The sequence below is a fragment of the Hymenobacter sp. DG25B genome (genome assembly GCF_000801315.1).
GTDB lineage: Bacteria > Bacteroidota > Bacteroidia > Cytophagales > Hymenobacteraceae > Hymenobacter.
Genome location: NZ_CP010054.1, coordinates 2,371,666 through 2,393,155, shown reverse-complemented (window position 1 = coordinate 2,393,155; position 21,490 = coordinate 2,371,666). Strand labels below are relative to the sequence as shown.

Below are 21,490 nucleotides of genomic sequence, written 5' to 3'. Positions count from 1 at the left end.
ATACTTATTCCTGCAATTTCACCAACTCAACATACCACTGACCAGACTTCCGGTCACGGCCTAGAAAGAAACTGTCTACCGGCAGAACCGCCAGCCGGCTGGCATTAACACCCAGTTCTTCGCGCCGGACCGGTGCAGGTGAAAAAAGGAGAAAAGGGGTAGCGGGCAGCGCCCGCTCCTGGATATTCCACAGCGGTATAGCCTTGCCCGCAGCCCATACCTGCTTGATCTGAATTTCGGTCAGACTGTGCCAGGAATAGGGTTTCCAGCGGGCATCACGCCTTATATCCGCCATACGTCGGAGGCCGGCTTCGGCTTTTCGGTTTTCCCATACCGGATAGGCTGGCATGAGAATAGCCATGCCCGCTGCCATTAGAATAAACGAAGCCAGTACCAACCGAAGCGGCCTGGGCGCCTGGTGAGCACCCCGACCTTTTAAGATGCTATAGCTGATCAGGCCGCCCAGAAGCAGCACCGCCCAGAACCGGGCGGTACCAAATTCAAAACCCGGCAGACCAATTACCGCCATTGCCCCGGCCAGGCCTACTCCCACCACGACCAAAAGAACCGCCCATGCCCACAAAAGTCGGTTGTCGGAACGGGTAAGGCGTTGCTCCTGCGCAGCGGTTTCCCAGGCCCGCAGCATGCCCGTCAGGAGCATGACCAATGGAAACAACAAGGGTAGCATATAGCGCTCCTTTTTCTCCGGTACGGCACTGAGCAGAAAAAACGAAACCAGCAGCCAGACAAAACCCAAGGCATAGGGCACATACCGACCCGCGCGGCGCCGGGCGTAGGGTACTACGAGCGCCGCCAAGGCCACCAAAGCCCACACCCCGGTGAACACGGGGAAGTTGAAGTAATACCAAAACGGCTGCACATGCCGTCCCTGCCACGAGGATACTTCGGTACGAGCTACCGTAAGGGCAGTGGGCGCCACATGCTGCCACACATACCAGGGCCAGGAAACGCCCACTATTAACGCCACCACCACCAGGAAAAGAAGGCCGCTCCACTCCTGCCGCAACCGGCCGACTGCCCCCCCAAACCGGGGTTGGTAATAGCAGATAAGAAACGGTAGCCACACCCCATACAGCGCCACCGGGCCCTTACTGAGGATAGATAACCCCAACAGCAACCCGGACGCTCCCCAGAGCACACCCCGGTCAGCTGTTCGACTCGCCCGGACCAGCAGCCACAGGGAGCCTATCATAAAACTATGGGAGAAGATATCCCATTGCGCATCGCGGCCCACAGTAATCATCAGCAGGCTGCTGGCCAGCACCAACGCCCCCACCCAGGCCGTGCGGCCCGGAGCCTCTGCTTCGCCGGGGTAAAGTTGGGTTAACTCCCGCAACAGGCCCCAGAAAAACAGGATAAGCACGGTGGACATAACAGCGGCGGGCAGGCGCAGCCAGAAAAGCTGATCCGGCCGCGGAAAGTCGATCAGTCGCATCATACCGGCTACGGCCCAGGTGGGTAAGGGTGGTTTAGCCAGGCGTAGCTCTCCATTCATGGTTGGGAGAAGCCAGGAGCCTCCAGCAGCCATTTCCCGGGCGGCCACGAAGTTTCGGCTTTCCATCAGCCCCACCTCCTGCACGCCCAAATGCAGGAAGAAGTAAAAGAAACATACCACCAATACCGCCAACAACTGCCCCCGCCACGACTGGAAAAACGTAATTCGCATGAGCTAAGCTCGCATATTATGGCCCGAAAGCCCGGTGAAGGACACTGTCTTTATAACGCTTATGCTCCCTTTGCTTTGCTGCGCAGATGCAACAACTGGCGGAGATTATCAACTTCTACGGCATCGGGCTGGCAGCATAATATCCGGCGAATAGCCCGCGATGAGCGGCCTCCGAAGATAACGACTTTCATACCGGCGCTATGCACCCGGGCGCTACGCTCGGGCGTGGCCACATACTTGGACATTACCACGGACTGTACCCCGTTAGACTGTGCCAATTGCAGGCCGGCATCAAAATCCTGGGTCACTTCCAGGCCCCGGGCTACTTGGGGCATTTGCTCATGAATATACTGCAGAGTAGCTGGCTGGTTGGTTAGAATCAGCACCTGCCCGGGTGGCACCTGATACCGGCTGAGTAGCGTAGCCAGTGCCCGAATAAGCATACGGGAACGGCGCCCGTCATCATAGCCGGTACAGGCATCTTCTTCGTGCAGATCCAGATGCAGATAAGGGAACGTGGGGCGTTTGACCAGGCGGGCCAATAGGGTATCCAGGCGTTGGGGACGCTCCTGCTGAAACCAATCGTAGGGCCAGCCAGGCCGATAGCGCAGACTGGTAATAGAGGCAGCCGTACGGGTGCTGATGCAGCCTTCCCGGGTATTGGTGAGGGTGGCCAGCTCCCTGTTATGATAAAGCATGGGCACACTGTCCTGACTGAGCTGAATATCTATTTCTATTCCATCAGCACCCCGCTTTAAGGCCTTTTCAACACCGCGCAGGCTGCTGGGCGGCAAGGCATTAAATGGGTTGATGGGGGTGATAAAACCAGACCCGGCGTGCCCCAGCACCTGAACCTCTTGCAGCGGTACGGCTGCTACCGGAGTATTGGCTCCCGATTGAGCCAAGGCGGCACTCAGCGGCAGCCAGGCACCACAAAGCAGCAGCACCTGGCGGATAGGTTGTTTCATAGATCGACAAGCTACGTAGAAAGCCCGCTCAGGGTATCAAATTCAGGTTACCTTTGCCAGCCTGCCGGGTTTCTGACCAGTGGCTCTCTCCTATTCTATTGTGCATATGGCGTCTATTCTGGTTACGGGTTGTGCGGGTTTTATTGGCTCCCACCTTTGTGACAGGCTACTACAGCAGGGCCACCGCGTGGTGGGCCTGGACAACTTCGACCCATTTTACCCGCGGGCCATTAAGCAGGCTAACATGGCCAACCTGCTTACCCAGGAAAGGTTCAGCTTCCATGAAGCCGACCTGCAGGATGGCCTTGATGCCCTGGTAGACGCCCTCCCCGCCGACCCTATTGAAATAGTGGTGCACCTGGCCGCCAAGGCTGGCGTGGGGCCTTCCGTGAAAGAGCCGGCCGCCTATCTGCAGAATAACGTCATCGGGACCACCCACCTGCTGGAATGGATGCGCCTGCGCGACATTCAAAAGCTGTTCTTCGCCTCTTCCTCGTCGGTATACGGCAACACCCGGGAGCTGCCCTTCCGGGAGGATATGAACCTGCAGGCTACCTGCATTTCGCCCTACGCGGCCTCCAAGCTTTCCGGCGAGCAACTGACCTATACCTACCACCACCTCTACGGGCTGGATGTGCTCAATGCCCGGTTTTTCACGGTGTATGGCCCCCGCCAGCGCCCCGACCTGGCCATTCATAAGTTTGTGCGCCGCCTGCGGGCCGGGGAAGCCATTCCAGTTTTCGGCGACGGCAGCACGGCCCGCGACTACACTTTTGTGCTGGATACGGTAGATGGCATTGCCCGCGGAGTAGACTACCTGCTGAGCCATTCCGATGTGTATGAAACCATCAACCTGGGCAACCATCGGCCGGTAGCGCTGCTGGAACTGATTCAGGCCGTAGGCGAAGCCGTGGGCTGCAAGCCGCAGCTGGAGTTCCAGCCCATGCAGGCCGGCGACGTGGACGTGACCTACGCCGATATCTCCAAAGCCCAGCAACTACTGGGCTACTCCCCGCAAACTACCCTGCAGGACGGCTTGCGGGACTTTGTGCAGTGGATGGATCAACAGGAAGACTAACCGCACAGCTATCCTTAAAAAAGGCCTGACAAATACGTTCTGTCAGGCCTTTTTTAAGGATAGCAATTAAATCAACCGGAAGCTAAACCACGGACGTCTCGGGTTGCTGCTGCAGGCGGGCCTGCTCGCGGCGAAGCAGCACAATGTTGCGGGCATACACCACCGTGCCAAACACATTGCCAATGATAAGCACCACATCCTGGCGCAGCAGTGCATACACCAGAATGAGCGCGGAGCCCAGCAGGCTGATAACCCAGAAACTCAACGGCAGCGTTGATTCGCCCTTGCGCTCGGAGTAAAGCCACTGATATACAAAGCGCAGCAGAAAAATGGTTTGACCAATTGCACCCAGCAGCAGCACCCCGCCCGGAATACGGTTATCCAGCATGGTGCGCAGGCTGAAATGCTGATTACCGGCCACAAACCAGGCCAGCATAGCTACCGGAAATACATATGCCCCCGCCCGAAACCAGGGGTTCAGCTTGCGCCACTCGCCCAGCAGCTGCAGGTTGCGGATGTAAATACCGTAGCTGATGATTTGCGCCGCCAGGATAATGGGGTCGTGGCGCAGAATGCCGTACACTATCATCAGAAACGATGATATCAGGCTGATCTGCCAGAACAGCGTGGGCACCAGCACCCGCTTGGCCCGCTCGCTCTGTATCCATTGCAGCACAATGCGGCTGGAAAACAAGAGCTGCGAAACCAGTCCAATGCCCAGCGCTACGGTCTGTGTGGTCATAGTATCCGGCTGAATTAGCGCCCCGTGGTTTCTGCGCGGTGATGCTCGCCAATTTCGTAGTTTTTCCAGCGGGAACGTATCCAGCGGAAGCCAAAAGTATCAACCAGGGGTTTCCAGGCGCGGTTCCAGAGGTTGTATTTGGCCGTGCCGGCAAAGCGTGGGAAGTGCTGCACCGGAATCTGCTTTATGCGGCCGCCCTGCAACTGCACCAACGCCCCCAGAAAGCGGTGCATGCCATGAAACAGGGGCAGCCGGCGGGCATACTCCATCTTCATAATCTTGAGCGGGCAGCCTGTATCCTGAATGCCGTCGTTGATGAGCGTGCGGCGCACGGTGTTGGCCACCTTGGAGGAAAGCTTCTTCACCACCGTATCCTGACGCTTGGCCCGGATGCCGTTTACCATATCATATTCCGGGAAGAACTCGAAGAACTTCAGAAAGTCCATGGGCGAGGTCTGAATATCGGAGTCAATGTAGCCGATGAGCGTGGTGCGGCAGTGGTCTACCCCTGCTTTGATGGCCGTGCTCAGGCCCCGGTTCTGGCTCAGGGATATGTATTCGTAGCGGGAATCATGCCGGCAGATGTCGCGCAGAATGGGCAGGGAGTTGTCCGTAGAGCCATCATTCACAAAGAGGACGGTGGTAGCTACCGGCGTTTTTTCCAGAAACTTATTCATCTCCACCACAAACTGCTGCAGGCTCTCTTCTTCGTTGTACACGGGAACCAGAACGGTCAGGGTTTGCAGGGCCAGGTAAGCGGAGGCGTGGTTGGGCATAATAAAACGATGAAACGGCGAGCAAGGTAAGCAGGTTTTGGCGGCGCAGGCTGCTTATCGAAGCGGGAACAGCGTTCCGCGGCTATTCTTCCCGCCGCACGCCCCCGGAAATAGTGGAATGGCGCTGCCGCAGCACGGCCACCACATCTTCCAACGACAACCCCGAGGCAGTAAGCAGCACCAGCAAATGGTAGAGCAGGTCAGCCGCTTCGCCTTTCAGCCCTTCCACGTTGCCCGCTACGGCATCAATAACCGTTTCTACGGCCTCCTCTCCCACTTTCTGGGCAATTTTGGGCATTCCCTTCCGGAACAGAGAAGCCGTGTATGACTTCGGATCTTCCTCCGGAAACTGCTGCCGGCGCTGCACCAGCCGTTCCAGCTCGGCAATAAAGCTCACTGCCGGCGCCGGGTAAGCCGTCTGATCCAGCTGCTCAAAGCAGCTGGTGGTGCCGCGGTGGCAGGTAGGCCCATCGGGAATGGCCCGTATCAGCAGCGCATCCTGGTCGCAGTCGGGGTGCTGGCTGACCACAGTGAGGTAATTGCCGGAGGTTTCGCCCTTGGTCCAGAGGCGCTGCTTGGAGCGGGAATAGAACGTTACGCGGCCGGTATCCTGGGTTACGCGCTGCGCTTCCTCATTCTGATAGCCCAGCATCAGCACCTGCCCGGTGTGGGCATCCTGCACAATAACGGGAATAAGCCCATCGGGCATTTTAGCAAAGTCCATGGAGGGTAGTTAATGAATGAAAACGGCCTTGTTGTTGAGCGGAAGCGAAGCAACCGGTTAGGGCCATAAGCCTCAACGAAGCGGTAGAGATGCTTCGGTTGCGCTCAGCATGACACGTTCTATTTGAGTCATAGGGACTGTTGTTCAGATCCTACAGCCGGACGGGAATACCATCCCGGCGCAGGTGCTCCTTCAGTTCCCGAATTCCGATTTCACCAAAGTGGAAGATGCTGGCGGCCAGTCCGGCATCAGCGTGGGCCTGCAGGAATACGTTGGTGAAGTCCTGCTTGGAGCCCGCCCCGCCGGATGCCACCACCGGCACCGACACGGCCCGGCTTACGGCGCCGGTGATATCCAGGGCAAAGCCATCTTTGGTGCCGTCGTTGCTCATGGAGGTCAGCAGGATTTCGCCGGCGCCCCGGTCTGCGGCTTCGCGGCACCATTGCACGGCGTCGCGGCCGGTGTTGTTGGTGCCGGCCCGGGTGTAGACCTGCCAGCCGTCGGCATCGTTATAGCGCGTATCGGCGGCCACCACAATGCACTGGCTTCCGAAACGGGCTGCCAGTTCATCAATCAGCTCCGGGCGCGCCAGCGCGGCCGAATTGATGCTTACCTTATCGGCTCCGTTCATCAGCAGTACCTCTACATCCGCCACGGTGCCAATGCCGCCACCTACCGTGAAGGGAATGTCCAGCTCGCGGGCCACATCACGCACCAGCGCTACCAGCGTGGCGCGCTTCTGGTTGGTAGCGGTAATATCGAGGAACACCAGCTCGTCGGCACCTTCGCGAGCATAGCGTGCTGCCAGCGCCACCGGGTCGCCGGCATCGCGCAGGCCCTCAAAACGCACGCCTTTTACGGTGCGGCCATCTTTTATATCCAGGCAGGGAATGATTCGTTTGGTCAGCATGCTGCTAGTGCTTGAAGCGTTTCGGGCCTCTTCTGATGTTCGAGGCTTGATACTGATTGTAGACCAGGGCTACAGCCATGGCTGTAATTCCTGCAGGGTGATAGTGCCCTCGTAGATGGCCTTGCCAATGATAGCGCCATGCATGCCAACGGCAGCCAGAGCTTCCACATCGGCAATGGTAGTAACACCCCCACTGGCCACCAGCTTAGCCGTGGGCAGTTGCTCCCGCAGCAACTGGTACGTGCCGAGCGAAGGGCCCTGCAGCTTACCGTCCTTGCTTACATCGGTACAGATAAACGTAGTAGCGCCTACCGTCAGATAATTCTCTACGAATTCCCGCAGCGTCCGCTCGCTCTGCTCGGCCCAGGCGTTAATGGAAATATAGTTGTCGCGGAAGTCGGCTCCAATAATGATGCTATCCGCCCCGAAGGTGCGCAGCCAGCCACTCACCGTTTCCGGTTCCCGTACGGCAATGCTGCCGGCGGTTATCTGCCGGGCTCCCGCATCAAAAGCCTGCCGTACGGCCTCCTCGCTCTGCAGTCCGCCCCCAAAGTCAATAACCAGGTTGGTGTGGCGGGCAATGCGTTCCAGCACTGGCAGGTTTACGGGCTGCTTGGCGCGGGCACCATCCAGGTCTACCAGGTGCAGGCGCTTTACGCCATGCTGCTCGAAGCGCTGGGCTACGGCTACGGGGTCGGCATCATAGGTGGTTTGCTGCGCGAAGTCTCCCTCCGTCAGGCGCACGCACTGGCCGTTTATGAGGTCAATAGCTGGAATGATTTCCATAGAAGTTGTCAAAGGCAATAAGCTGGCAGGGCTCCGCTGCCCGGTATTCCGGGAAGCGGAGCCACAGGGGCTGTTAGAGTTTCAGAAAGTTCTCCAGAATGCGGGTGCCCACCGGACCACTCTTTTCCGTGTGGAACTGCACCGCGTAGAAGTTGCGGTGCTGCACGGCGGCACTGAAGGGCGCGGTGGGGTATTCCGTCTGGGCAATGGTGTAGTCGCCTACGGGTGCATAGTAGCTATGCACGAAGTACACATAGTCTTCCTGCTGCAGGCCATTAAACAGCGGACTGCGGAGGGCTTGCAACGTGTTCCAACCCATGTGGGGCACCTTGTAGTCCGGCGAAGCTTCAAAGCGCACTACATCGAAAGGAAGAATGTCGAGCATGTCGGTACCGCCGCCTTCCTCGGTATGACGCCCCAGCAGCTGCATACCCAGGCAAATGCCCAGGAAAGGCTGCGTCAGGGTGGGCAGGAATTCATCCAGCCCCTGGGCCCGCAGCTCCCGCATAGCGGAGGCCGCCTCCCCCTCCCCGGGGAACAATACTTTGTCTGCCCTTCTGATTATTTCATGGTCAGCGGTCAGAATAGCTTGTACCCCCAGGCGCTCCAGCGCAAACAACACCGACTGCACATTGCCGCCTTTGTAATCAATTACCGCTATTTCCATTTGTTAAAACACAGGGAAAACATACTGAAACCAATCGATAAACATTTGGATAACATTAAGGACAATGTTTTTTTCATCTTTAATAATGGATGACACTGAAATCAACTTAAAGAGTTGAAAGAAAGTCTCATATCCGAATTACCCAAATGTTTATACAAATGAATAACCTATAAAACACCCTTCGTGCTGGGGATTTCCATGCGGCCGGCATCACGCACCAGCGCCATCTTAATAGACTTAGCCACGGCTTTGAAAATGGCTTCAATCTTATGGTGCTCGTTCTGTCCTTCGGCTTTTATGTTGAGGTTGCAGCGGGCCGCATCAGAGAAGCTCTTGAAGAAATGGTAAAACATTTCCGTTGGCATATCCCCTATTTTCTCCCGCTTAAACTCGGCGTCCCATACTATCCAGGGACGGCCGGAGAAATCAATAGCCGCTTGCGCCAGCACATCATCCATAGGTAACAGAAAACCATAGCGAGCCAGGCCGCGCTTATCGCCCAGGGCCTGAGTGAAGGCTTCGCCCAAGGCAATGGCGGTGTCTTCTATGGTGTGGTGCTCATCAATGTGCAAGTCGCCCTGCACCGTGATTTTCATATCCACGCCGGAGTGCTTGCTGAGTTGATCCAGCATATGGTCGAAGAAACCCAGACCGGTGTGCATCTCTGGTCGGCCGCTACCATCCAGATTCAGCTCGATGCTGATTTTGGTTTCGTTGGTATCACGCTGCACCACGGCGGTGCGGGCGGGCAGCCGCAGGAACTGGTATATTTTTTCCCAGCTGGTAGTCGTAAGGGCAGCACGCTCGTCGCCCTCCCCTTCCGGCCGCATCAGGATAGACTGGCACCCGAGGTTCTCGGCCAGTTCCACATCCGTTAGCCGGTCACCGATGACGAACGAATGCGGCAGGTCATACTGGCTGGCATCGCCCAGGTATTCTTCCAGCATGCCGATGCCGGGCTTGCGCGTGGGCAGGTTCTCGTGCGGGAAACTCCGGTCGATGTGCTCCCGGACAAATTCCACGCCTTCGGAGCGCAGAATGTCCAGCATCATCTGGTGGGCCGGCCAAAAGGTATGTTCGGGGAAGCTATCGGTGCCCAGGCCATCCTGGTTGCTTACCAGCGCCAGCTCGTAGTCAAGCTCCCGGGCAATGCGGGCCAGCCCGGTAATGGCGCCGGGCACAAATTGAAATTTTTCCCGGCTCAGGGAATCCACCTGAAAATCCGTGGGGGGTTCGATGAGAATAGTCCCGTCGCGGTCAATGAAGAGTACTTTTTTCATGAGTTTATAAAAGTGTTGGTCGCTCAGGCGCTATGCCAGGTCTGACGTATTGTTTGGTATCAAACACACCACTTCAGCAGATTGGGCGATAATGAAGGCATCCAGGCCGACCGCCGAATCCAGCGTGCAGGTGAGGTCGGCATCTTGTTCATCAAATTTCAAACTGAAGATGACGTTTTGATGACCGAATCCATCAAAGTCAATTTCCTTAACGCCTATAAACCGAAGTTCGATTTCGCAGCATTTTGCCTGACGAAAGTATCCTAGCTCATCGGTTGACGTTGTCATCTCACTTGCGGCAATCAGAAAAGTAACCGTCGGATAATAGCCCGGATTGGCTTCAAACGTTACTTTCTTCACTTCCGCGTCGTGAAAATTTGGCCAGTAACCGAAGTACTCAAGAACAAGTGACGCATTAGCTATTCGGCGAATCCCGGGACTTTCGTTCATGGCTCTTGCTTGATTAGCGAATGAAACGGTAGAGATGCTTCGACAAGCTCAGCATGACGTTCTTTAGTATATACTAACCTTGAAACTCCTGCAGTGCCTGCAGCAGCTGCTCGTTTTCCTGCGGAGTACCAACGGTCAGGCGGAGCGTGCCGGCACAGCCGGGCTGCGTGGTGCGGTTGCGCACTACAATGCCGCGGCCCAGCAGAAAATCATACACCGCCGTGGCATCGGGCCGGAAACGCACGAGCAGGAAGTTGGCATCAGAAGGAAAAACTTGCTCCACGATAGGCAGCGCAGGCAAACGTGCCTGCAGCCAATCACGACCTACCAGCAACTCCCGGCGCATCTGCTCAAAACGGGCCGCATCGCGCAGAGCTTCCAGTGCATGCTGCTGTGTGGCCTCCGATACATTATAAGGAGGCTTGATTTTATTGAGGTAACGGATGACCTCCGGCGAGGCGAAAGCCATACCCAGGCGCAGCCCCGCCAAGCCCCAGGCTTTGGAAAATGTCTGCAGCACTACCAGGTTCGGAAACTCATCCAGACGTGTAGTCCAGCTGGGAGCATCGGCGAAATCGGCGTAGGCTTCGTCTACCACCACCAGACCCCGGAAGCCGCGCAGTATTTCCTCTATGGCATCGGCATGCAGCAGGTTGCCGGTGGGGTTATTGGGGGAGCACAGGAATACCAGCTTGGCTTCAGAAGCCAGCACGCCGGCCACTGTTTCGGCGGAAAGCTGAAAGTCGGCCGTGAGCGGCAGGCGCTCAATGCGCACATCGTTCAGGTTAGCCGCTACCTCATACATGCCATAGGTAGGCGGCAGGATCAGGATGCTGTCCTGCCCGGGAGTGCACGTGAGGCGAACCAGCAAGTCAATGGCTTCATCGGAGCCATTACCCAGGAAAATCTGCTCGGGGCGCACGCCTTTCAGTAGGGCCAGCTCGGCCTTTACGGCGCGCTGCATAGGATCGGGGTAGCGGTTGAACCGCTCGGGACCAGCGCTGCCCAGGCTGTTCTCGTTGGCATCAAGCATCACATGCGCTTCGCCCTGAAATTCGTCGCGGGCCGAAGAGTAAGGCTTCATGGTCCGGATATTGGGCCGCACCAGGCTATCTAGGTTAAACATCACAAAGGGGAAGATTGGGGCGCTCATGATGCGCTTTCGTTATTGACTTCGCCGGCGGCCAATGCTTCCAGCCGAAGCGTAATGGCGCGGGCGTGGGCCCGCAGGCCTTCCGCTTCGGCCATGGTTTCTACCACGGGTCCTACGTTCAGCAGGCCTTCGGCCGTGAGTCGCTGGAAGGTGATTTTCTTGAAGAAGGAATCCAGGGACACGCCGCTGTAGTTGCGGGCGTAGCCATTGGTAGGCAGGGTATGATTGGTACCCGAGGCGTAGTCGCCGGCTGCTTCCGGAGTGAGATGCCCCAGGAATACGGAGCCCGCACTGGTCACTCCTTCGGCCAGCTGCTCGGGGTTGCGCACCGCCAGGATCAAATGCTCGGGGGCATACTGGTTGGAGAAGTAAAGCATTTCCTCCGGCGAGCGAAGCAGAATAACCCGGCTCTCAGTCAGCGCCTGCGTCGCTACTTTGGCCCGGGGCAGTTCCTGCAGCTGGCGGGCCACTTCGGCCTTAGTCTGTTCCAGCACCGTCATGGAGTCAGAGAGCAGAATCACCTGCGAGTCGGGGCCGTGCTCAGCCTGACTCAGCAGATCTGCCGCCACGAAGGCGGGGTTAGCCGATTCATCGGCAATAACCAAAACTTCGGAAGGGCCGGCCGGCATATCAATGGCCACGCCGTAGCGGGTAGCCAGCTGTTTGGCCGCCGTAACGTAGCGGTTGCCGGGGCCAAAAATCTTATCCACGGCCGGCACCGACTCCGTGCCCCCGCTTAAAGCAGCTATGGCCTGGGCTCCGCCGGCTTTTATAATAATGGAGATACCCAGCAGCTGAGCGGTGAACAGGATAATGGGATTAACGGAGCCGTCCCGCTGGGGCGGCGTGCACAGCACAATTTCCGGACACGTGGCCAGACGGGCGGGCACGCCCAGCATGAGCAAGGTGCTGAACAGGGGTGCCGTGCCGCCCGGAATATACAGGCCCACCCGCTGCACCGGCACCGCCCGGCGCCAGCATAGCACGCCCGGCATGGTTTCTACCCGTTCTTCCTGCGGCACCTGGGCTTGGTGGAAGCGCAGAATGTTGGCATGGGCGAGGCGAATAGCAGTCTGCAAATCGGCGGGCACCTGGGCGGCTGCGGCGGCCAGCTCTTCCGGGCTCACCCGCAAACCATTGGCTAGCTCGGCGCCATCAAACTGTTGGGCGTATTCCAGCAGGGCCGCGTCGCCGCGCTGGCGAACGTCGGTAAAGATTTGCTGCACGCGCTGCTCCACGTCCTGAGCCTGCTGCTGGGCGGCGCGCTGCTGCAACGCGCCCCACTCGGCCTGGCTGGGATATTGAAAAAGTTGCATCTGTTGGTTGCTACGGGCTAATGGTTGGGCTCCGGTGTATTCTGGTTGCGGAGCCGGAGGGTTAATTCCGGCTTTTATAGAAGACTACAGCGAAACCCTGTCCTAGATCTAGGCAATCATCTTTTCAATGGGGAGCACTAAAATGCCTTCGGCGCCCACTGCTTTCAGTTGGCCCGTGATGTGCCAGAAGTCGTCCTCGTTCACAACGGACTGCACCGACACCCAGCCTTCTTCGGCCAGCGGCGTTACGGTGGGCGACTTAATACCGGGCAACAACTGCTTCACGGCATCCAGCGCAGCTATCGGGGCATTTAATAGAATGTACTTGTTGCGGCGGGCGCGGCGCACGGCCTGCATCCGGAACAACAGTTGCTCCAGCAATTCCTTTTTCTCCGCGTTCAGACTTTGGTTGGCAATGAGCACTGCCTCCGAGCGAAACACGGTTTCTACTTCGCGCAGCCCATTACCCAGCAGCGTAGAGCCGCTGCTCACAATATCACAAATGGCCTCGGCCAGCCCAATGCTGGGGGCAATTTCCACCGAGCCGCTAATGGTGTGCAGGTCGGCCTGCACGCCGCGCTCGGCCAGGTAGCTGCCCAGAATGAGCGGGTACGAGGTGGCAATGCTGCGGCCCTGCAGGTCCTGCACCGAATCATAAGCGGCGGCGCGGGGCACGGCCAGGCTTAGGCGGCATTTGCTGAAGCCCAGACCTTCGATTTCCAGTTCCGGGAAGCCGGCTTCTACCAGCACGTTCTGGCCCACAATGCCCAGGTCGGCCACGCCGTCCTGCACATAGCCGGGAATATCGTCGTCGCGCAGGTAGAGTATTTCGAGGGGGAAGTTAGTGGCTTCGGTCTTGAGCTTGTAGGACGAGGTGAGGAAGCTGATGCCGCACTCCCGAATCAGATTCAGGGAGTCTTCGCTGAGGCGGCCCGATTTCTGGATGGCCAGACGGAGCATATCGTTGAATTAAAAAGTATGATCTGAAAGGAAAGCCCGGGCTACTGCCGGAAGCTTACTTGCAAACCGAAGATGTCTTGAAAAGAAACGGGGAGCAGGACCCTTTCGTTGGAAAACGGCAAAAGCTTGCCGTGGCCACCTGTTTGCGGGGGCCGGGGAACCTGGTGCGGTTCGCCCAACGGGTCAATATGATTCGTTCATTCCTCTAGAAAGAGGAATGGTGGCCATGCAGATGATGGTGCGCCGCGCGCAGCCAGCCAGCGGCCGCAGGGGCGGCAGCGCGGGGGCTGATGGTGCATACAAAAGGCGCGGCGAGCGGCATGGAATTGGCTTTGGTGGTGCAATACTACGGTAGAAGTGCCAGATAAAATCTTTTTCTTGAAAAAATCTTCGAAAATCTGACCTTTGAAAGGCTTTCTTCTCCCCAACTCTATAAATGGCACCATTGTTTCGGGTAGTAATCGAAACGTTTACATGGTCATTAGTTCTTGCGTATGCATAGCTCTTTTCATACTGTTCTAGCGGGGTGTGTTGGTTTAGTGGTTAGCCTGGGAGTAGTAGCTCCCGCCGCGCAAGCGCAGCAAGCCAGCGAACCTACCCTACAGCTCCCCCTGCCGCAGGCCAGCCCCCACGCCCTGGTGCAGCAAACCATTGGCCTGACGGATATTACCGTGGATTATCATGCCCCGGGCGTAAAAGGCCGCACCGTATGGGGACAATTGGTGCCCTACAATCAGATATGGCGGGCTGGGGCCAATGAAAACACCCTGGTTAAGTTTTCGGCGCCGGTGCGCATAAATGGTCAGGCCGTGCCCGCCGGCAGTTACTCGCTGTATGTCTTGCCCGTCTCTGATCAGGACTGGCAGTTTGTGCTGAACCGGGTTACCACGCACTGGGGCGCGGAAGGCTACGAGGAAAAAGATGACCTGGTCCGCATTCCGATTGTGCCGGAGGCCTCGCCATTCCGCGAAACACTGCTTTACTGGTTTTCGGATGCCAAAAACGGTACGGCGCGCCTGAACCTGAGCTGGGAAAAGCTCACCGGCTCGGTCTACATCACCACCGACGTACACGCGCAGGCCCTGGCCGGCATTGAGCAAACCCTGGCCAAGCAGCCGCACAACTGGCAACTGCTGGCCCAGGCCGCCGAGTACCTGATTCAGAATAACATTCAGGCCGAGCTGGCGCTGCGCTACATCAATGAATCCATCCGCCTGAATGATGCTTACCTGAACAACTGGCTGAAAGCCCGGCTGCTGGCCTCCAAGGAAGATTACAGCACCGCTATTGTCTACGCCCGCAAAGCCCTTAAACTCGGCGACAAAGACGATAACACCTTTAAGTCGCAGCAGCCTACCATGCGTATTGCCCTTACCGAGTGGCAGGCCAAGGCTTACTAACTGCATTTCATTCTTCAAATCAACGGCAAAGCTGCTTCTATTGGGGCGGCTTTGTCGTTTTCTGCTTGCCGGTTATCTTACCTGCCATGGAAGTCTTTCTTGCCCTTTGTGATGCTATACAGCCCCTGTCAGAGCCCTTACGGGTAGCCGTCGGGCAGTTAGTAAAGCAGGAAACGGTACTCCACCGCGCTTATTTGCTGCAACCCGGCCAAACAGCTAACCGGCTCTACTTTCTGCAACGGGGGTTAGTGCGTGGCTTTCATTTAAAAGATGGTAAGGAGGTTACTGCCTGGTTTATGCAGGAAGGCAACTTTATCATCTCCATACACAGCTTTTTTGCCCGGCAACCCTCCCATGAGTACCTGCAGGCACTAACCGACTGCATGCTCTGGTCTTTAAGCTATGAGCAGTTGCAGCAGCTTTATCGGGATTTTCCTGAGTTTAACTTTATAGGCCGCACCCTCACGGAGAAGTATTATGTTCTTAGTGAGCAGCGGGCCCTGCACCTGCGCATGTATTCCGCCGCCGAGCGTTATGAAAAGCTGCTGGCTGACTTTCCCGATATCTTTCAGCGGGTTCCGCTTAAGATGCTCGCTTCCCACCTGGGCCTTACCCCTGAAACCCTGAGCCGCCTTCGGGCCCGCCGAAGTGCCTAGCGGCTTTCTTGATATATATCAAGCGTATTGGCTAGTGCTTGGCTGACTTTTGAGCTATGGTTTCACCCTATAGCGCACATGTCATGACAACGCTGAAGCATTTACTATCCATAGTCCATGGTAGCCCCTCCATTTCCCTGGGCGGGTATCCACCGCCCATGCTCACCCTTATTTTCGGGGCTTTTATATTCTGCTTAATTCTGGAACGGGTAGTTCCGGGCTGGAAACTTCCCTGGGTGCAAACCTGGCCGCTGCGCGTACTGGTGGTAAACCTGGCACAACTTCTTATTGTGGTGGTAGCCGGGGTTACCTGGGAAAAGTGGTTTTCTAAGTACTCTGTATTTCACCTCTCCCAACACCTTGGCCCCTTCGCCAGTGGCGTTCTGGCCTATGTGGTTGCTACTTTCATCTTCTACTGGTGGCACCGCTGGCGCCATACGCAGGATTTCCTGTGGCTCCACTTCCACCAGATTCATCACAGCCCCCAGCGAATTGAAGTTATTACCTCCTTCTACAAGCACCCGCTGGAAATGGCCGTCAACTCCATTATTGGAGGCCTGCTGGTTTACACCTTCCTGGGGTTAAGCCCGGCAGCCGGGGCTATTTATACGCTGTGCACGGCGCTGGGAGAGTTCTTTTATCATACCAACGTGCGTACGCCCCGTTGGGTGGGCTACATTTTCCAGCGCCCGGAAATGCACCGGGTACACCATCAGTACCAACAGCACAGCCACAATTACGGCGACCTGGTAGTGTGGGACTGGCTCTTTGGCACTTACCGAAACCCCGCCCTATTTGAGGCTACCTGCGGCTTCGATAATGAAAAAGAACAGCAGCTACTGCCCATGCTTCTTTTCAAAGATGTGCATGATGGGTCCTCTTAACCGCCCGTGCAAACAAAGCCTGACCGTATTACGATTAGAGCGGCGTGTTAAAACCGGGCAATAACCCGCGCATTGATGACCCGCCGGGAAAGGTAGTTTGGTACCGAATACGTGCGGCCATTAAGGTCCTGGATGTAGTTATACCCGCCTACGTTGTTGGCATCAATGATATTGAGTACTTCCAGGCCCAGCCACAGGCTTTCCAACTGCCCCGCGCGGTGGCTGCCTTCGGCCGCGGGCATGGAAATGACTTTGGTAAAACCCAGATCCACGCGCTGGTAGGCGCGGGTGAGCTTTGTAGTACCGCGCAGTTCCGGCAAGCCGGGCGGGCTAAAGGGCAGCCCGGAACCAAACACCAGGTTCACGTAGCCTTTCACGGAAGGGTTATTGGGCAAATGGTCCTGAAAGAATATACCCAGGTTCACGCGTTGGTCGCTGGGGCGGCGGATGTAGCCTTTCGCATCCCGGCCCAGTATCTTGCCATCAGCATCGTAACGTGTAATGGAGTCGCCCTGCAGGTTTTCTTTGGTGGTCAGAATCCCCAGGCTAAACCACGACTCTGCTCCTTTTACAAACTCGCCGCTCACGCGGGCATCAATACCGGCGGCGTAGGCCGTGGCATTGTTGCGGGCAAAGTAGCGAAGCCGCACATTGTCTACATCATAGGGCACTACATCCGTCAGGTATTTATAGTATACCTCCCCTGAAAAGCGGAACGGGCGGCCCCACTGCTCAAACTTCAGGTTAGAACCGGCAATGAAATGCAGGGAGCGTTGCGCCCGCAGCTCCGGGTTTAGCACACCCGTATAAACCAGTACGCCGCTGGCGTCGCGCTGGCTTTGCTGGTCGCGCAGCTCCCGGTAGAACGGCGGCTGGTAGTACACGCCCGTCCCAAGCTTGAATGATAGGTTGGGGTTGCGGCGCGAAATCATAGAATACTGCACCCGGGGACTGATAGTGAGTTTCTGGTTCACCGTCCAGTAACTGGCACGCAGTCCGTAGGTTAGAGTACGCAGTGAGTCCAGGGTAATGGTATGCTGGCCGTATCCCTGGTAGCGGAAACTGCTAAGGCCCAAATCAGCCTGCAAACGGGTGCGGCGGTAATCGGGCACAAAGTCGGCGGAATCCACAAAGCTGTATTCGCTCAGCTTATCGGTTATTTTTTCCCGACCCGCTTTCACGCCGGCCAGAATAGTATGGCGCGTACCGGGTGTCCAGCTGCCCCGGGTTTCCAGGGTGCCGATGCGGGCCTGCAGCGTATTGCGGGAATGATCAAAGCGGGAACCCAGGTTGCGCTGACGTACTTCCTTGTTGAAATCCGGTGAGTTGGGGTCCCGGTCAATATCAGCCAGGGAGTAGGCCGCTTCTACATCACGGTATTCCAGCTCCCGGGAAAGCAATACGCCTGCCAACACTTCAGCCTGTAACTCCCGGGTAAAACGGTGGCGCAAATTCAGGCCCGTCTGGTAGGTATCATACTGCATCCGCTCGTGGCCATCATAGTAAATAGTCAGGCGCTGAAATTGGGCTGTTCCGGTACTAAAGGTCGACTGCCCGCTTTGTGGTGCAAAGTCAAAGTCGTTGTGCGCTACCGTGGTAAGCAGGCCAACGGTGGTGCGGTCCAGGTCTGTAGTATCACGGCTTAGCGCGGCCGTTATATATACCTGCGCATCATAGAACGTAGGGTTATAATTGCCCTGCGCGCTGCGCAATGAGTTGAAAACGTAAGTCGGGTTTTTGTAGCGCACGCCGGCCAGGTAGCTGATGCGCTTATTGGGCGAAACCGCTTCCACATGCGCAGTAGCCCCCGTGAGGCTGGCCGAAGCGGAAGCTGCAAAGCGCTGGGGTACTTTGTAGGCTACATTCAACACGGAGGAAAGCTTATCTCCATACTTTGGCTGCCAGCCACCGCTGGAAAAGTCTACCTTATCAACCAGATCCGGGTTTACAAAGCTCAGGCCCTCCTGCTGGGCCGAGGTAACCAGAAACGGCCGGTACACCTCAAAGCCATTTACATACACGAGGTTCTCCTCGTAGTTGCCGCCGCGCACTGAGTAGGTACTGGTCAGCTCATTATTAGCCACCACGCCCGGTAGTGTGGTCAGGATCTTGTTAAAGTCACCGAAGGCGGAAGGCAGTTCCTTGGCCGCGCGCGGGTCCAGCGGGGTTATGCTGACCTGCTCCCGGGGGTCGGCATTCTCCGAGCGGCCCCGCACGGTAACGTTGCGCAAGGAACGGGAATCGGTTTTCAACGTGAGTTTAAGCTCCCGGTTATTGATCAGGTTTAGGGGGTGGCGCAGGGTTTGGTACCCCAGGCGGCGCGCCACCAGCATCAGGCTGCGGGTTTCGGTGGGTGGCGGCACTTTCAGCATGAAGTGCCCCTGCTCATCGGTGGTGCTGGCTCCCGGCAGGCCTTCAATGCCTACCACCACCAGTTCCAATGGCTGCCCCGCGGCATCCCGCACGGTGCCTGATACCTGCGTGGGTCCTGCTTGCTGCGCCACCGCTGGCTGCAAGTTCCAGCTAAGCAGCACCAGCAGGAATACGGCCGACCACGGAAATCTCATCCAAATTGCCCTCACCTGACTGCCCCGCATTACTCGAGGTCGGAAGTCAGGGCGGTAGTCAGCATCTCACGCATATCGGCCAGCGTGGCTACGGGGTCAGGGGAATTGAATACGAAGCTACCCGCCACTAATACATCGGCCCCGGCCTGCACCAAAGCCGTGGCATTCTCCGTGGTTACGCCGCCATCAATTTCAATCAGGGCGCGGCTGCCGCAGTCCACCAGCAACTCTTTCAGGGCGGCTACTTTGCGCAGGGTGTTGGGAATGAAGCTCTGTCCGCCAAAGCCAGGGTTTACCGACATAATGCACACCAGATCCAGATCGGCAGCAATATCTTCCAGCACCCACACCGGCGTGTGGGGATTAAGCGCTACGCCGGCCCGGCAGCCCAGGCTTTTGATTTGCTGAATAACGCGGTGCAGGTGGGTACAGGCCTCGTAATGCACCGTCAGATTAGCCGCACCGGCATCCCGAAAAGCCGCCAAATAGTGCTGCGGCTCTTCAATCATGAGATGTACATCCAGGGGCTGACGGGCATGCCGATGGATAGCCTGCAATACCGGCATGCCGAAGGAGATATTCGGAACAAACCGGCCATCCATCACGTCGCAGTGCAGCCAGTCGGCGGCACTGTGCGCCAAACGTTCAGTTTCAGCCTGCAGATTTGCAAAATCGGAAGCCAGTAGAGAAGGAGCCAGCAGCGTGGCCGGGCGGTGCGAATGGTTCATGCCACGAAGGTAGGAGTTGCCTGGAATTCTGAACAGTAGCTCCGGCGCCTTCCCACGAAAAAAGAGTTACAGCCGGACAAACCGCACGGTGCGCTTTACGGCATCGGCCGTGACGGTGCAGGTATAGGTGCCACGGGCCAGCACGCCGGTACGCACCCGCATTTCGGCGCCGGCCTCGGGCATGCTGCGGTCCAGTACCAGAGCCCCGCGGGAATCATACACGCGCACGCGCAGGGTTTTCTGCAGGAGCTCCTCGGGTATGGTGAGAAACAGCTCGTTGCTGGCCGTAGGGTTGGGATACACCATCAGCCCAGTAGGTTTGGTCGGCAGGCTTTTACCCGGGTTAGCCAGCTGATAGGCCCGCACAAAGCTGGGAACACCATAACCCCGCTCATTGTCCGGAGTGGCGGCCTGAGAGCCGGAGCGCTTCAGCGTTTCAATTACCTGCTGCGCACTCAAAGCCGGGCTCGACTGCCACAAACCGGCTACCATACCCGCCAGCACCGGGCAGGCATAAGAAGTACCATTGCCGCGCACGGCCACGCCACTGGGCCGGATAACCGCCGTCAGGTAGCCCATGGCCATTAAATCAGGTTTGATACGCCCATCCGACGTAGGACCCACGGAGCTGAAGCCTGCCCGCACGCCCAGGGAATCCACGGCGCCCACGGCAATAACAGAATCGGCATCGGCCGGCACATCAATGTAGCGCCAGGGTTTGTCGCCGTCGTTGCCGGCGCTGTTCAGCACCACCATGCCTACGCGGGCGGCCAGCGTGGCGGCGCGGGTACCAATGGCCGTGCGGCCGTTCAAATCAGGATAAGTGTGGTCTACGGAAGGCTCATCGAAGGTGGTATAACCCAGCGAGGAGCTGATAATGTCTACCCCTACCGAATCGGCATACTCCGCGGCAATCAGCCAGTTCATTTCCTCTACCGGGTGCTCGGAGCCGGCATCTTCGGTGATGTAAAGATGATACGTAGCCTTGGGAGCGGTGCCTACAAAATAACCGGGCGCATTGGCGGCCAGGGTGGAAAGCACACTGGTGCCGTGAATGTCGCGCTCAAAAACTGCCTTGGTTTTATCAACAAAGTTAAAAGTGCTGCCCAGGCGCTTTTCACTGAAAAGCGGCTTAAATGCCTCCAGCTGATCTACGCTGGGAAAGCCGGCATCGAATACGGCTATCTGCATCCCCTCGCCCTTATACCCGGCATCGTGCATGGTCACGGCATCCAGCTGGGCGGCCTGCGCATAGGCCAGGCCGTAGTCGGCGCGGCGGCTTTGGGTGGCTTGCTTGTGGGGAAGAGCGGGCGTGAGGGCGGGCCGGGCAACGGGCTGCGGCTGGCGGTTGAGGGTTTCGGCCTTATTAATGAACGGCAAAGCCTGCACCTGCGCCAGGGTGGCAGAGTCGCAGCTGATCATGGCGGCGTTAAACCACCGCGAGGTATACCAGAGCTGCACACCCGGCACGGCCCGCACCTGGGCTATGTAGGCCGGGGCTACGGGCAGGTCGCGCGGGGCAATGGCAATTTTCTGTTTGCTGCGCCGCTGTAGGGCCCGCGCTGAGAGAAAAGCTTCCGGGCGGGCGGTGCTAAAAGGCGTACCAGCTTTGTCCCGAAAATACACCAGGTGCTTGCGCACGGTACCGCCAGCCACTGCCGGCGGGTTGCCCAGGGCCACTACGTAACTACCAAAGGAAAGAAGCAGCAGAAGCCACGCGCGCATATATCGGCTTAAAAAGATCAACAGCTACCTTAC

20 protein-coding genes are annotated in these 21,490 nt (G+C 57.5%); 4 read left to right on the top strand and 16 right to left on the bottom strand.

All coding sequences use genetic code 11. The features are described from left to right. Positions 1-4: 4 nt before the first annotated feature. Both PK28_RS10180 and PK28_RS19000 read right to left on the bottom strand, forming a co-directional pair. Positions 5-1,687, bottom strand: coding sequence for an ArnT family glycosyltransferase (locus tag PK28_RS10180; protein WP_044513619.1), 1,683 nt, complete (start codon positions 1,685-1,687; stop codon positions 5-7). A 59-nt stretch (positions 1,688-1,746) separates the two neighbouring features. Next, the gene (locus PK28_RS19000; protein WP_048825855.1) at positions 1,747-2,655 is read right to left on the bottom strand and encodes a glycerophosphodiester phosphodiesterase; all 909 of its coding nucleotides are present in this window, start codon (positions 2,653-2,655) and stop codon (positions 1,747-1,749) included. Between the two features lie 106 nt (positions 2,656-2,761). Here PK28_RS19000 and PK28_RS10170 point away from each other — a divergent pair, with 106 nt between their 5' ends. Then, positions 2,762-3,733: a GDP-mannose 4,6-dehydratase gene (locus tag PK28_RS10170; protein WP_044516798.1), complete on the top strand. Its 972-nt coding sequence runs from the start codon at positions 2,762-2,764 to the stop codon at positions 3,731-3,733. 82 nt (positions 3,734-3,815) lie between these two features. On the opposite strand, the gene PK28_RS10165 is transcribed toward PK28_RS10170, so the two are convergent. The 11 genes from PK28_RS10165 to hisG form a co-directional block, all read right to left on the bottom strand. Continuing rightward, positions 3,816-4,475, bottom strand: a complete 660-nt coding sequence (locus PK28_RS10165; RefSeq protein WP_044513618.1) for a lipid-A-disaccharide synthase N-terminal domain-containing protein — start codon at positions 4,473-4,475, stop codon at positions 3,816-3,818. 14 nt (positions 4,476-4,489) lie between these two features. Beyond that, complete coding sequence (locus tag PK28_RS10160) at positions 4,490-5,251, bottom strand: glycosyltransferase (protein ID WP_044513617.1); 762 nt, start codon at positions 5,249-5,251, stop codon at positions 4,490-4,492. Between the two features lie 82 nt (positions 5,252-5,333). Further along, a complete protein-coding gene (gene hisIE / locus PK28_RS10155; protein WP_044513616.1) occupies positions 5,334-5,975 on the bottom strand; it encodes a bifunctional phosphoribosyl-AMP cyclohydrolase/phosphoribosyl-ATP diphosphatase HisIE in 642 nt (213 codons plus the stop codon). 151 nt (positions 5,976-6,126) lie between these two features. After that, positions 6,127-6,885 (bottom strand): imidazole glycerol phosphate synthase subunit HisF, encoded by a 759-nt coding sequence (gene hisF, locus PK28_RS10150; protein WP_044513615.1) that lies wholly within the window; start codon positions 6,883-6,885, stop codon positions 6,127-6,129. Between the two features lie 69 nt (positions 6,886-6,954). Continuing rightward, the gene (gene hisA / locus PK28_RS10145; protein WP_044513614.1) at positions 6,955-7,671 is read right to left on the bottom strand and encodes a 1-(5-phosphoribosyl)-5-[(5-phosphoribosylamino)methylideneamino]imidazole-4-carboxamide isomerase; all 717 of its coding nucleotides are present in this window, start codon (positions 7,669-7,671) and stop codon (positions 6,955-6,957) included. Positions 7,672-7,744: 73 nt separating this feature from the next. Continuing rightward, positions 7,745-8,338: an imidazole glycerol phosphate synthase subunit HisH gene (gene hisH, locus PK28_RS10140; RefSeq protein WP_044513613.1), complete on the bottom strand. Its 594-nt coding sequence runs from the start codon at positions 8,336-8,338 to the stop codon at positions 7,745-7,747. Between the two features lie 167 nt (positions 8,339-8,505). After that, positions 8,506-9,618 (bottom strand): bifunctional histidinol-phosphatase/imidazoleglycerol-phosphate dehydratase HisB, encoded by a 1,113-nt coding sequence (gene hisB / locus PK28_RS10135; RefSeq protein WP_044513612.1) that lies wholly within the window; start codon positions 9,616-9,618, stop codon positions 8,506-8,508. Positions 9,619-9,648: 30 nt separating this feature from the next. Continuing rightward, positions 9,649-10,068, bottom strand: a complete 420-nt coding sequence (locus PK28_RS10130; RefSeq protein ID WP_044513611.1) for an Imm50 family immunity protein — start codon at positions 10,066-10,068, stop codon at positions 9,649-9,651. A 73-nt stretch (positions 10,069-10,141) separates the two neighbouring features. Then, positions 10,142-11,221, bottom strand: coding sequence for a histidinol-phosphate transaminase (gene hisC / locus PK28_RS10125; RefSeq protein WP_316931929.1), 1,080 nt, complete (start codon positions 11,219-11,221; stop codon positions 10,142-10,144). Continuing rightward, positions 11,218-12,537 (bottom strand): histidinol dehydrogenase, encoded by a 1,320-nt coding sequence (hisD, locus tag PK28_RS10120; RefSeq protein WP_044513610.1) that lies wholly within the window; start codon positions 12,535-12,537, stop codon positions 11,218-11,220. Before hisD ends, hisC begins: the two co-directional genes overlap by 4 nt. A 108-nt stretch (positions 12,538-12,645) precedes the next feature. Beyond that, positions 12,646-13,497, bottom strand: coding sequence for an ATP phosphoribosyltransferase (gene hisG / locus PK28_RS10115; protein WP_044513609.1), 852 nt, complete (start codon positions 13,495-13,497; stop codon positions 12,646-12,648). Positions 13,498-13,991: 494 nt separating this feature from the next. Between hisG and PK28_RS10110 the strand changes: the two genes are divergently transcribed. The 3 genes from PK28_RS10110 (at position 13,992) to PK28_RS10100 (ending at position 16,437) form a co-directional block, all read left to right on the top strand. Next, entirely contained in the window at positions 13,992-14,897 is a 906-nt protein-coding gene (locus PK28_RS10110; protein WP_044513608.1) for a DUF2911 domain-containing protein, read from the top strand. An 86-nt stretch (positions 14,898-14,983) separates the two neighbouring features. Beyond that, on the top strand, positions 14,984-15,553 hold the full coding sequence (locus PK28_RS10105) for a Crp/Fnr family transcriptional regulator (RefSeq protein WP_044513607.1): 570 nt from the start codon (positions 14,984-14,986) through the stop codon (positions 15,551-15,553). An 83-nt stretch (positions 15,554-15,636) separates the two neighbouring features. Continuing rightward, the gene (locus PK28_RS10100) at positions 15,637-16,437 is read left to right on the top strand and encodes a sterol desaturase family protein (protein ID WP_231576134.1); all 801 of its coding nucleotides are present in this window, start codon (positions 15,637-15,639) and stop codon (positions 16,435-16,437) included. Between the two features lie 47 nt (positions 16,438-16,484). Here PK28_RS10100 and PK28_RS10095 read toward each other — a convergent pair whose 3' ends face one another. The 3 genes from PK28_RS10095 to PK28_RS10085 all read right to left on the bottom strand — a co-directional run bounded on the left by PK28_RS10095 (position 16,485) and on the right by PK28_RS10085 (position 21,457). Further along, positions 16,485-19,004 carry a TonB-dependent receptor gene (locus tag PK28_RS10095; RefSeq protein ID WP_044513605.1) on the bottom strand — a complete coding sequence of 840 codons (2,520 nt, stop codon included), beginning with the start codon at positions 19,002-19,004 and terminating at the stop codon, positions 16,485-16,487. A 29-nt stretch (positions 19,005-19,033) separates the two neighbouring features. Beyond that, on the bottom strand, positions 19,034-19,732 hold the full coding sequence (gene rpe, locus PK28_RS10090) for a ribulose-phosphate 3-epimerase (RefSeq protein WP_044513604.1): 699 nt from the start codon (positions 19,730-19,732) through the stop codon (positions 19,034-19,036). Positions 19,733-19,798: 66 nt separating this feature from the next. Continuing rightward, positions 19,799-21,457: a S8 family serine peptidase gene (locus tag PK28_RS10085; protein ID WP_044513603.1), complete on the bottom strand. Its 1,659-nt coding sequence runs from the start codon at positions 21,455-21,457 to the stop codon at positions 19,799-19,801. Between the last annotated feature and the right edge of the window lie 33 nt (positions 21,458-21,490).